11 protein-coding genes are annotated in these 12,319 nt (G+C 44.8%); 6 read left to right on the top strand and 5 right to left on the bottom strand.

Annotated elements, in window-relative coordinates; translation table 11 throughout:
• Window positions 1-1,507: hypothetical protein (locus EGI32_RS08795; protein ID WP_255155023.1), on the top strand; the 1,507-nt coding region annotated here is incomplete at its 5' end.
• A gap of 261 nt (window positions 1,508-1,768) precedes the next feature.
• Here EGI32_RS08795 and EGI32_RS08790 read toward each other — a convergent pair.
• Window positions 1,769-2,776 carry an acyl transferase gene (locus EGI32_RS08790; protein WP_255155022.1) on the bottom strand — a complete coding sequence of 336 codons (1,008 nt, stop codon included), beginning with the start codon at window positions 2,774-2,776 and terminating at the stop codon, window positions 1,769-1,771.
• A gap of 141 nt (window positions 2,777-2,917) precedes the next feature.
• Between EGI32_RS08790 and EGI32_RS08785 the strand changes: the two genes are divergently transcribed.
• From EGI32_RS08785 to EGI32_RS08770, 4 genes are read left to right on the top strand one after another with little or no spacing between them, the layout of a single operon-like run.
• A complete protein-coding gene (locus tag EGI32_RS08785) occupies window positions 2,918-3,406 on the top strand; it encodes a hypothetical protein (protein ID WP_255155021.1) in 489 nt (162 codons plus the stop codon).
• Window positions 3,406-4,236, top strand: a complete 831-nt coding sequence (locus EGI32_RS08780) for a UbiA family prenyltransferase (RefSeq protein WP_255155020.1) — start codon at window positions 3,406-3,408, stop codon at window positions 4,234-4,236. Before EGI32_RS08785 ends, EGI32_RS08780 begins: the two co-directional genes overlap by 1 nt.
• Before the next feature lie 31 nt (window positions 4,237-4,267).
• Window positions 4,268-5,374, top strand: a complete 1,107-nt coding sequence (locus EGI32_RS08775; RefSeq protein WP_255155019.1) for a M42 family metallopeptidase — start codon at window positions 4,268-4,270, stop codon at window positions 5,372-5,374.
• Window positions 5,375-5,402: 28 nt separating this feature from the next.
• The gene (locus EGI32_RS08770) at window positions 5,403-5,885 is read left to right on the top strand and encodes a hypothetical protein (protein ID WP_255155018.1); all 483 of its coding nucleotides are present in this window, start codon (window positions 5,403-5,405) and stop codon (window positions 5,883-5,885) included.
• 58 nt (window positions 5,886-5,943) lie between these two features.
• On the opposite strand, the gene EGI32_RS08765 is transcribed toward EGI32_RS08770, so the two are convergent.
• A complete protein-coding gene (locus tag EGI32_RS08765) occupies window positions 5,944-7,047 on the bottom strand; it encodes an adenylate/guanylate cyclase domain-containing protein (RefSeq protein ID WP_255155017.1) in 1,104 nt (367 codons plus the stop codon).
• A gap of 791 nt (window positions 7,048-7,838) precedes the next feature.
• On the opposite strand from EGI32_RS08765, the gene katG reads away from it, so the two are divergent.
• Window positions 7,839-10,064: a catalase/peroxidase HPI gene (gene katG / locus EGI32_RS08760; protein WP_255155016.1), complete on the top strand. Its 2,226-nt coding sequence runs from the start codon at window positions 7,839-7,841 to the stop codon at window positions 10,062-10,064.
• Window positions 10,065-10,747: 683 nt separating this feature from the next.
• On the opposite strand, the gene EGI32_RS08755 is transcribed toward katG, so the two are convergent.
• From EGI32_RS08755 to EGI32_RS08745, 3 genes are all read right to left on the bottom strand, one after another.
• The gene (locus tag EGI32_RS08755; RefSeq protein WP_255155015.1) at window positions 10,748-11,407 is read right to left on the bottom strand and encodes a peroxiredoxin; all 660 of its coding nucleotides are present in this window, start codon (window positions 11,405-11,407) and stop codon (window positions 10,748-10,750) included.
• 120 nt (window positions 11,408-11,527) lie between these two features.
• The gene (locus EGI32_RS08750; protein ID WP_255155014.1) at window positions 11,528-12,094 is read right to left on the bottom strand and encodes a DUF4256 domain-containing protein; all 567 of its coding nucleotides are present in this window, start codon (window positions 12,092-12,094) and stop codon (window positions 11,528-11,530) included.
• Between the two features lie 86 nt (window positions 12,095-12,180).
• Window positions 12,181-12,312 (bottom strand): DoxX family protein, encoded by a 132-nt coding sequence (locus tag EGI32_RS08745; RefSeq protein ID WP_255155013.1) that lies wholly within the window; start codon window positions 12,310-12,312, stop codon window positions 12,181-12,183.
• Window positions 12,313-12,319 lie beyond the last annotated feature (7 nt).

The following is a 12,319-nucleotide window of genomic DNA, read 5'->3' as shown; positions in this document are numbered from 1 at the left end:
ACATTCGCTTGAAAAGGCTGAAAAACGGAATTTTAAACTATATATCACCCGGAGTTCTGCCAACCAGGACCTCAAGATCATCGAGCTTTTTGATGCACTCGATAAACTGTCTTATTATGATGAGGCAATATTGCTTAAAAAATTAAAGTCGATCAAAAAGCCGCAGCTCGCAAATATCAAGGCGCATCTTTACAAACAATTACTGGCCAGTCTCCGTGTGCTCAAAAGTACCGACAGTATTGATCTTCAGCTGCACGAGCAACTGGATTATGCCCGTATATTATATAATAAAGGGCTCTATCATCAGAGCCTGAAGATCCTGGAAAAGGTGAAAGAGCTGGCGACAGCCTATCACCAAGATAGCTTTTTGATCCAGACGATTTCCCTGGAAAAAAAGATCGAAACCCTTCACATCACCCGCAGTATGCAAAACAGGGCCGATCAATTGACTGCCGAAGCGGAAGAAGTGAATGAAAAAAGGACGATGATCACCAAGCTTTCCAATCTCGCTCTCAAGCTCTATAGCTGGTATATCAAAAACGGGCATGCCCGTAATGAGGAAGATGAAGAAGGGATCAAAACATATTTCCGGGAGCATCTGCCCACCGAATTCCCGCACGAGCTGGGCTTTTACGAAAAATTATATCTCTACCAGAGTTATACCTGGTTCGCATTCATCCGCCAGGATTTCCTGATGTATTACCGCTACACGCAAAAATGGGTGGAACTTTTCAATGACCGGAAAATGATCGAGATAGAACCAGGGCATTATATAAAAGGGATGCACAACCTTTTGAATGCCCATTTCGATCTGAAGAATTATAAAAAATTCAATGAAACGCTGGAGAAATTCGAGCATTTTGCCGAAACGGATATCGCGAATCAACACGATAACACGCGTGTACAAACGTTTATATACTTATACAGTGCAAAGCTCAACAAGTTCATCAACCGTGGAAAATTTGAAGATGGCCTGGCCATTGTTCCGCATATAGAAAAGAAACTCGACGATTATTATCTTTTTATCGATAAACATCGGGTGCTTGTATTCAACTATAAGATCGCGACGTTGTATTTTGGCGCCGGTGATTACGAAAAATGTATCGATTATATCCGCAAGATCATCAACGACAATGTGGATCTGCGCAACGATCTGCAATGTTATGCACGCCTGCTCCACCTCATCGCTCATTACGAACTTGGGAACGTGGATATCATGGAACACCTTATCAAAGCGGCTTACCGGTTCATGGCCAAAATGCAGAACCTTACCGTTGTGGAAGAAGAGATGTTTAAATTTTTGAAAAGGTCGTTCTACATTTCCCCGAAAAAGATCCAGCCGGAGTTTGAGAAATTTCTGGAGAAGATCATCCAATTTGAAACCAGCCGGTTCGAAACCAGGTCGTATGCGTACCTGGATATCTTCTCCTGGGTAGAAAGTAAAGTGTATCAGAAGCCCTTGTGGAGAGTGATCCGGGACAAATACCTGAAAAGCAAACGCAGGTAATTACGAATTAAAAATTACGAATTGAAGCGAAGAAGAACGAAGAGAAGGGAGATCGCGGATTTCAAAGGGATGAAGGATATTTCGCAGATTGTTTTTACTTCGTAAAAACCAAAATGCAGTTTATAATAAATTGAAGGATTGTTAAAAGTTCAACTTCTTATAAACTGCATTTTCCTTTTGCGCCAGCAAAATAATCTGTGTAATCACCTTCATCCCTTTGAAATCCGCGATCCCCGTTCGCTTTTGTCTCCTCCATCATTCTTAATTGATCATTAATCCACACCCTCTTATATCACTATTATCCAATCTTCCCAATATCTCAAAATGCCCGTTGCTGTAGAGTTTGCCGATATCATCCGTGGCGATGAAAGAACAGCTGTACAAATTTGCCAGGTCGATGATATTGGTTACTCCGCCTTTTGATTCCACCAACATCTTTTCGGGAATCGTTATTTCAAAAGGGTCGTCTTCCGCTCTCAGCAATACTTTCATCCAGGGCGGGCATTGAAATATCCCTTCACCCAGGGAGTAAGCCTGCGACAGTAATTCCGTCATCCCATATTCCGAATGTACTTTTTTCAGTCCCAGCTTGTCTTTCAGAATGCCTTGTACTTCGGCTCTCGTCAGTTCTTCCCTGCGCCCCTTCATACCACCTGTTTCCATTACAACGGTATGGTTCAGCTGCATCCTGTAACTGGCTGCAAAGTCCAGCAGGGCATAGGTTACGCCAATAAGCAACGTTTTCTGTCCGGCAGTTTCGTTTGCCAGCAAAGTGTCATGCAGCTGCTGATGTTCGTATAGATAAAAACCGGCCGAAGCATGCCCGGAGCGCCTGATCAGTTCGTTTACCATGTACACCAGCGACGAGCTTTTTCTTTCAAGGTAAGAGGGGAGCAGGCCGATGATGCACCAATCCTGAATATCTCCGTAAAATAATCCGAAGGTTTTCAAAAAACTTTCTTCATAGAACCCCGTATCTTTTAAGAGGTGCCTGCTGTTGACAGAACCGGTAGTGCCGCTGCTTTCAAATATCACCTGTGGCACAAAATCACCGCTGGTAATGGTGGCCGATTTGAAAAACTGGATGGGTAAAAAAGGTATCTTTTCGAGGCTGTCGACCCTGACAGGATCAATACGGATTGTGTTGCAATATGTCCGGTAAAAAGCCGTATGCTCATACTGGTACAGGAACACCCGCAACGCTGTTTCTTCAAATGCAGCACTGTCGGTGTTAAATATGTCTGTTCGTATGGAGTTGGGATGGGGCATTTTCGCTTCGCAAAATTAGCTAAAAAGTTCAAGGTTCAAGGTTCAAAGTTCAATGTTTGCGAACCTTCAACTTTCAACTTTCAACCTTCAACCTGTAACTTTTAACCAATAATTTCAATTTCTATCAGTAAATTTGAGCAAATGAAACAAATGAGAATCACATTCCTGTTAGCGATCCTGGTAGTGGCATTTTCTGCCTGCAAAAAAGATAAGTATACTACAGCGCCACAGATCAGGTTCAATTCCATGAAACCAAACACGTTTGCTGCAGGTTCTTTAAATCCTTCGCTTTCGAGCCCTTTGCTTTCTATTCAGCTGACGGATTCGGAAGGTGATTTCGGCTTCGCACCAGGTGAAGATACCTCCTATGTATATGTGAAAAATCTCAGCATCCCGCCTTTTGATATCGATTCCTTCCCTTTCCCGATGGCGCCGGAGATCCAGCGCAAAGACCTGAATGCTGAAGTGGTAATAAGGCTTTCGGATGGCCGCGGAATATTAGTGGGCACCCCTACAGTACCCACACATCCTTACATCGACACGTTGCGTTTTGAAGTATACGTGATGGATTTTGAAAAAAATAAAAGCAACGTCATCATCACAGAACCGGTTTATTATATTACTCCGTAATGAAGTGGCTTCACTTTTTACTGTCCCATTCGGTCTTTATTTCCCTCTGCGCCGTAGCGCTGTGTTTTCAGACATATAGCATTCTGCACCTTTCCGCAGACAATTATGTTTACGGGTTTACTTTTTTTGCCACCCTTGGCAGTTATAATTTTTACTGGCTTCTCAGCAAATATTCCTTCAGTAGCGGCACGAAGCTGGATATTTTCCTGAAGGCAAACCGCACTTATATATTACTTTTTTCGCTGGCCGGAATCGGTATGTTGTATTGCCTCTGGTTTCTTAGCGGATATTATTTTTATATTTCTACGGCCATCGGCCTTACGCTATTATATTCACTTCCGCTGTGGCCGTTCCGTTTTGTGTCCTTTACAAAAAAAGCCGGTTTTTTAAAGACGATCCTGCTGGCTGCCACCTGGGCATGGGTTACCGTGATGATCCCGGCTGCAAATGCATACAAAGCGGCTACGCCTACGGCTATATTATTCTTCACCCGCTTTTGTTTCATGCTGCAACTCTGCATCCTCTTTGACATGCGGGATATGAAGATCGATAAAATGCACTCCCTGCATAGCCTGGCCACGGATGTGAGCAGGCGCACACTCAGCATCATCATGTATGTGGTTTTTGGGTTATACATTGTGGCGGGTGTGTTGGTACGGCAGCATTTCAATGATACGCCCCAAGTGATCGCCTTCGGGCTTACCGGCCTGCTGGTATGGATCGTTTACCGGCTTTCGCTCGTGAAGGATCGCGGCTACTTTTTTTATTATTTCCTCGTGGACGGATTAATGTTAATATCCTCGGCAGCTACTTATATAGCCGCTATTTAATTACTTTTGCATCAGAAAATATTTCAACTCCATGGCTAAAGCAAGTAAACCCAAATCGCTGATCACTCCGGCGTCTTACAGTTTTTTGAAAGATTATATCAACAATGCTTCCCCCACAGGCTTTGAAACCAGCGGGCAGAAGATCTGGATGAATTACCTGAAACCTTATGTAGACGAATTTTTTACCGATCCTTACGGAACCGCGGTAGGCGTGATAAATCCTTCGGCGCCATTCAAAGTGGTGATAGAAGCCCATGCCGACGAGATCAGCTGGTTTGTCAATTATATTTCGGCCGAAGGCCTGATTTACCTCAAACGTAATGGCGGCGTAGATCATCAGATAGCTCCTTCCATGAGGGTGGTGATACACGGGAAAAAAGGACTGGTGAAAGCCGTTTTCGGTTGGCCGGCGATCCATACAAGGCTTAGCAACAACGATTCTAAAGAGCCTCAACCAAAAGTGGAAAACCTTTACCTCGATTGCGGGGCAAGAAGCAAAAAAGAAGTAGAGGAACTGGGGATCCATGTGGGCGCTGTGGCCACTTATGTGGATGGTTACGACGAACTGGCGCATGATTTTCTCATTGGCCGTGCATTTGATAACCGTGTCGGTGGTTTCATGATAGCGGAAGTAGCAAGGTTGCTGAAAGAAAATAAAAAGAAATTACCTTTTGGTTTATACATCGTGAATGCCGTGCAGGAAGAGATCGGGTTGCGGGGCGCCGAAATGATCGCACGCCGCATCAAGCCGGATGTTGCCATCATTACCGACGTTACGCACGACAGCAGCACACCGATGATCAACAAGATCATCGAAGGTGAATGTGTGAGTGGTAAAGGTCCGTCGCTCTGTTATGGCCCTGCGGTTCACAACAAACTGCTCGACCTGGTACAGGCAACCGCCACAAAAAACAAGATACCATTCCAGCTCAGAACGGTAAGTCGCAGCACCGGAACCGATACGGAATCTTTTGCCTATTCAAACGATGGCTGCCCTTCGGTACTCATTTCCATGCCGCTGCGTTACATGCATACTACGGTTGAAATGTTGCATCGTTCGGATATTGAAAATACGGTGAAGCTGATGTATGAAACCTTGCTGACGCTGACACCAAAAACCAACCTCAGTTATTTTTAATAACAGGGATAATTAAAACAAACGTATCATGGGAGAAAGGCTTAGTAAATATATCAGGTTATTCGGTACCATCTTTTTGGTGTTTGTCGGCTTTATAGCGGCCAATTTGCTGTTGCTGCTGTTGCTGCGTTTGACGTTCGGCTTCCTCGACAAGTTACCGGTGATGGTGTATATCTATATGCTCTTTATCATTACGGTTCCCGCTGCGCTGTTCATCACGGTATACATTATTTATTTCCAGCGGACAAAATATCATCCTTCGGTTCCCGTGCGCTACTTTTCCTATGCGGTCTTTACGATAGCGTTATTGATGTGGGGTACAGCTTATGTATCCGATGTGATCACATTTTTCAAACATTCTTACGGGGGCATTTCTTATTACAAAAGCTACGAACTCGCATTCCTTGCGGGTAATGTAGGTGCCATATTTCTGGTGGGTATCATTCAGGCGTTATCTGCACAAAAGGAAGTTGACTGGATGGAAAAACATAAAATATTAAATCAGGAATAAAAAATAAGGAATAAGAAAGTAGGTACATCTGGATAACCCCACTTTCTTATTCCTTATTTCATCTTTCTTCTTTCTTATTTATTGTAAATAAACTGATCTTTTCATCCCTTCCTCTCAATTCATTTTCGCCGAGCGGCGTAATGGTGAAATCCTTTTGCAGGTCCAGTTTTTCGAGCAATTCCCCGGATAAAAGAATGTCAGACTCATACGTGTTGCAAAGCCCTTGTATACGGGCAGCGGTATTCAATACATCACCTGTAAAAACAATCTCTTTTTTGATGGTACCGATCTCTCCCGCGGTCACTTTGCCGCAATGAAGGCCGGCTTTGAACTCGGGAAATACTTCAAATGCAAAATGATATTTTTCTTTTTGCCGGGCAAGTGCGGCACGGATGGCATAAAAACAATTGACACAATTATTTCTGTAAATACCTTTGTGCAGCGGCCAGGAGATCACGATCTCATCGCCGACATATTGATAGATTTCGCCGGAGTAACGGATGATCGGAACAGACATATCCGCGAAATATTCCTTCAGCATTTCAAAATAATGTACATGCCCCATCTGCTCGGCAATGGTAGTGGATGATTTCATATCGAGGAACATGAAAATGCGGTTTTCCTGTTTGGGCCGGTGATATTTCCCCGTGATAAAATTATGCAAAACCGATTGGCCGAGATTGTCGCTTACTTCAGCATAAAACAATGAAACACCTATTGCCACTGCAATGTAGATGCACACACTCCAGAAGGCATAACTGGAAAAGAACGCATAAACGTTTTTCCATACATCCGGGTTATTAAGGGAGGCATCAAGCAGGCTGGCATTGAACAGCATGGTAGTTCCCAGCAGGAAAAGTATGATCAGCCCGAGATAGATAAGCGTTTTGAAAAGTAATTTTTTCGCGAAACTCTTTTTCTGAAAAAGTCTGTTCAGGTAAAATATTTCAATGGAGCCGATAATGCATCCTGTGATGACGGCAGTAAAAGCCGTAACCCAGATCGTTTTATGAAAATCATATGGATTGCCGGTGGATGGATATACATTGGATTTGCCGAGTAGCCCTCTCTCAAGCAATGAATACACGATACTGAATACCAGCCAAAAAACGGCAAATGGAATGATGCGGGCGATATTTCTTTTTATGGCAGGAGAAAACATGGGACAAATTAAGAATTAAAAATTAAGAATAACAGAGGAGATCAATAGGGAAATTGGATCACAGATTTCAAATTGATGAAGGCGATTGCACAGATTATTTTTACTTCGTAAAAACGAAAAAACACTTAATAATAAATGGAGTGATCATTAAAAATCCAATATTTTATAAAATGCATTTTTATTTTGCGTTAGCAAAATAATCTGTGCAATCGCCTGCATCTCCCTTAAAATCTGTGATTATTTTTCGCTTCGATCTTCCCATCCCGATTCTTAGTTTTTAATTCTAATTGTGGTGAGTTGGGTTTCTGTTTTTGGTGACTGTGCCGTAGTGGGAAAAGCCAGCCCGAATGCCACGCACAATAATGCGATTATTTTTCATAACAGGATGATTTAATAAATTTTATTGTTTACGGCTTACAGTTGCAAATGATATGCCTTTAAAATTTCAGGATGGAAAACATTGAGTATGAGCTTCTAATGTGGAAGCAGCACTGTGGCGCATTTTACGTACCTGAGGTTTGCTTTCACCCTACGCCGTTTGGCGGGGCAGGTGCGGAGAGTTCACGGATACGGGGTTTCACTGCCCGTTCTTCAGGAAAATTTATTTGCAATGTTCTTTCTGCTGAAAACCTTTCGTAAGTAAAGTATTTACATCTATTTGTATACGTATGTAAACGGATAAATATTTTTTTATAATTTTTTGTTTTTCGGTATTTTACAAGAGTAACCGTAGAGATATAAAATAACTTTGGGGTGAAAAAACTTGAATCAAAAACATTAAACTATAATAAATGGAAAAGAAAGACGATCAGACTGTACTGGCAGATGTAAATGATCCCAGTAATGCGGCTAAATGCCCTTTTCTTGGCGGGGCGCTCAAACAAAGTGCTGGTGGCGGCACCGGCAACCGCGACTGGTGGCCAAACCAACTCAAGCTGAACATTCTTCGCCAGCATTCGGAGCTTTCCAACCCGATGGGTAAAAAATTCAATTATGCCGAAGAGTTCAAAAGCCTCGACCTCGATGCGGTGAAAAAGGATCTGTTTGAACTGATGACTTCCTCACAGGATTGGTGGCCCGCTGATTTTGGCCATTACGGCCCTTTCTTCATCCGTATGGCCTGGCACAGTGCAGGCACCTACCGCATTTCGGATGGAAGAGGTGGTGCAGGCGCGGGTACACAACGGTTTACCCCGCTCAACAGCTGGCCGGATAACGTGAACCTCGATAAGGCAAGATTACTCTTATGGCCGGTCAAAAAGAAATACGGGAAAAAAATATCCTGGGCTGATCTGATGATCCTCACCGGTAACTGCGCATTGGAATCGATGGGTTTAAAGCCATTCGGTTTTGCCGGAGGCAGGGAAGACGTATGGGAGCCCGGTGAAGACATTTACTGGGGAAGTGAAAAAGAATGGCTCGGAGATGCCCGCCACAGCGGCGATCGCGAGCTCGATAATCCTTTAGGGGCGGTGCAGATGGGATTGATCTATGTAAATCCTGAAGGGCCTAACGGTAATCCCGACCCGCTGAAATCTGCCCGAGACATCCGCGAGACTTTCGGGCGTATGGCGATGAATGATTACGAAACTGTGGCATTGATAGCCGGAGGGCATACTTTCGGTAAAACGCATGGCGCTGCCGATCCCGGCAAATATATGGGCGATGAACCGGCTGCAGCGGGAATAGAACAACAGGGGCTTGGCTGGAAAAACAGTTATGGCAGCGGAAATGCCGGTGATACCATCACCAGCGGCCTGGAAGTGACCTGGACAAAAACTCCCACCAAATGGAGCAATGACTTCTTCGAACACCTTTTTGGGTACGAATGGGAACTGACCAAAAGCCCTGCAGGTGCCCATCAATGGCAACCTAAAGCAGACGCCGGTGCAGGAACCGTTCCGGATGCGCATGATGCTTCAAAACGACATTCACCCAACATGCTTACCAGTGATCTGGCGTTGCGCATGGATCCGGCGTATGAAAAGATATCCCGCCATTTCCTCGAAAATCCTGAAGAATTTGCCGACGCTTTTTCCCGTGCATGGTTCAAGTTGACTCACCGCGACATGGGGCCACGCGTGCGTTATCTTGGAAAAGATGTGCCAGGTGAAATACTGATCTGGCAGGATCCGATCCCTGCTCCGGCGGATAAACTGATCGATGACAATGATATTGCTGCACTTAAAACTAAAATACTCGAAACAGGTTTATCTGTGCCGGAGCTGGTATCGGCAGCATGGGCATCGGCTTCTACATTTCGGGGTTCGGATAAACGTGGCGGGGCCAACGGCGCACGTGTTCGCCTGGCACCGCAAAAAGACTGGGAAGTGAACAACCCGGCGCAATTGAACAAGGTTTTAGCTGCCCTGGAAAATATCAAAAAAGAATATGGTAAGGAGGTATCGCTTGCCGACCTGATCGTATTGGGCGGTTGCGCTGCCGTGGAGCAGGCTGCGAAAAATGCCGGCCACACCATCACAGTTCCCTTTAAAGCAGGAAGGGCAGATGCTTCGCAGGAACAGACGGATGTTGATTCATTTCAGGTACTGGAGCCTGCAGCCGACGGTTTCCGGAACTATCCGAAGTCACTGCATAATTCATCTGCAGAAGAAATGCTGATCGATAAAGCGCAATTACTCACGCTCACCATTCCGGAGCTCACAGTGCTGGTCGGTGGAATGCGTGTGCTGAACACCAATTTTGATCAGAGCAAAAATGGCGTGTTTACAAAAAATCCGGGAGTGCTTACCAACGATTTCTTTGTGAACCTGTTGGACATGAGTACCACCTGGAAAGCAGCCAACGATTCGCAGCAATTATTCTGGGGGCATGACCGAAATACCGGTGAATTGAAATGGACGGGTACAAGAGTAGACCTGATCTTTGGGTCAAATGCTGAACTACGCGGAATCGCGGAAGTATATGCCTGTGAAGATGCGAAGGAAACATTCGTACAGGATTTTGTGGCGGCATGGGACAAAGTGATGAACCTCGACAGATTTGACCTTCATTGAATCACGCAGTTTAAATAAAGAAAGGTGGCCCGTAAGGGCCACCTTTTATTTTAGAAAAACATATTGTGGAATGAATGCATCAACTGCAGTGCCCTAATGCCACCCAGATAATGATGAATACGAGTACGGTACCGAGGCATCCGCCACCGAGTTTTTTTGCGCCATAGCCTGCTATCAGGCCTCTTACCAATTTGTTCATGCTAATAAATTTAAAGGTTTGGTAGGAGATATGCTAATTGTGTGCCAAGAAGATATAGTTGCGGGTTACGGGCTGAGGGTGATTTTAATCAGATCACAGAAGGCGTATCGGCACTGTAGTACTGGGTGAAAGGTATCCAGCGTATTTATTGAAAACTTTTAGGAAATAAATGGTTATCATAATAACTAAAATGATCAGGAGTGTATGATTTGTGGGAATGGGTAGTCAACCCGCGGTAGTCAACTCCCGGTAGTCAACTCCCGGTAGTCAACCTGCGGTAGTCAACCCGTGGTAGTCAACCCACGGTAGTCAACCCACGGTAGTCAACCCGTGGTAGTCAACCCACGGTAGTCAACCTGCGGTAGTCAACCAGCGGTAGTCAACTCGTGGTAGTCAACCTGCGGTAGTCAACCCGTGGTAGTCAACTCCCGGTAGTCAACCCTAAAAAACAAACCGGCTTCCAGAAATGGAAGCCGGCTTCATATTATTTCGGTTGTGCCACGATGCGCAGATACGGCTTCGGCGCTTTCCACCCTTCCGGGTATTTTTCTTTCGCCTCTTCATCCGATACTGAGCCGGCGATGATGACATCATCGCCATTCTGCCAGTTGGCAGGAGTGGCCACTTTATGCACGCTGGTCAATTGCAGAGAATCCAACACGCGTAATATTTCATTGAAATTGCGCCCCGTTGTCATCGGGTACGTAAGCTGTAGTTTTATCTTTTTATCCGGGCCAACTACAAAAACCGAACGCACTGTCTGGTTGGTAGCCGCCGTTCTTCCATCGCAGCTGTCACCTTCTTCGGCGGGCAGCATATCATACAGTTTCGCTACAGCAAGGGTAGGGTCGCCGATCATCGGGTAATTTACCGCAGCCCCTTGTGTTTCTTCAATATCCTTTTCCCATTTCAAATGACTTTCCACAGGGTCTACACTCAGGCCGATGATCTTACAATTGCGTTTGGTAAATTCCGGTTCTATCCTCGCCATATAACCCAGTTCGGTGGTGCATACCGGCGTGAAATCTTTCGGGTGCGAAAACAGCATCGCCCAGCCATCGCCGATCCATTCGTGAAAATTGATGGTTCCTTTGGTGGTGTCCGCCGTAAAATCGGGCGCTGTGTTGTTTAATCGTAAGCTCATCTGATTATAATTTTTAGAGATTAATTGATAATATGACCAGGATCAATGGAAAGTCTATAAAATTACTAGGAAACTGGCGGAACAACAAAAAAATGAACCTGAAATTGCTTGTTTTTTCATTCAGATGCCAATCACTCCCCGGAAGGCACGACCCGCATAATAAGATTCGGCGCCGTTGTGGTAGGTAAAAACGGTGTTGTACCGGCAATCGCAAAACAATGCACCCCCCAGCTTGCGGATATCCACCGGAGTTTTTACCCAGCTGGAAGTTTTTGTATCAAATTTTCCGAGTTGTTGCAGATCGCGGTACTGCTCCTCCGTGAGGATATCGATCCCCATATCCGCTGCCATCTGGAGTGCGCTGCCGGATGGTTTATGTTCCTTGCGGGAAGCGAGGGCATCGCCATCATAACAGATGCTCCGGCGATTTTTAGGGCTTTCCGCTGCACAATCAAAGTACAGGAATTTCCCTGTTTTTTTATTGGTGCCTACTACATCAGGTTCACCGCCGGTCATTTCCATTTCGTTCAATGACCATAATTTTTCCGGAGATGCCAAAAGCTTCTTTTCCACCTCCGGCCAGGTGATCCCTTTGTGACGGCCCATGTTTTTTTCAAAACGGGTTTTCAAAATGGAGAGGAGTTCTTTTTGTTGCCCCGCAGGCAGCTTTTGTTTTGTTTTCGCCATGATGATATTTTTTTTAAACAAAAATTATGATGGATTGATACAAACAGGCTTCCTGTCTGCAGGCATGAAATGCCCGGAAATTAACTTTACCGCCATCTCCGACAAGTTATAGGTGAATAAATTGCACCAGGCATTGCGAAGAAAAATCCAGCATACGCCCATTCCTTCAATACTGGAAATTTAGGAAAAATTATAGCAATCACACCTGGAATTTCCATGCTCCTG

It is taken from the genome of Ferruginibacter sp. HRS2-29 (genome assembly GCF_024343615.1).
Lineage (GTDB): Bacteria > Bacteroidota > Bacteroidia > Chitinophagales > Chitinophagaceae > Ferruginibacter.
This window is presented reverse-complemented; position numbering and strand designations above follow the sequence as displayed.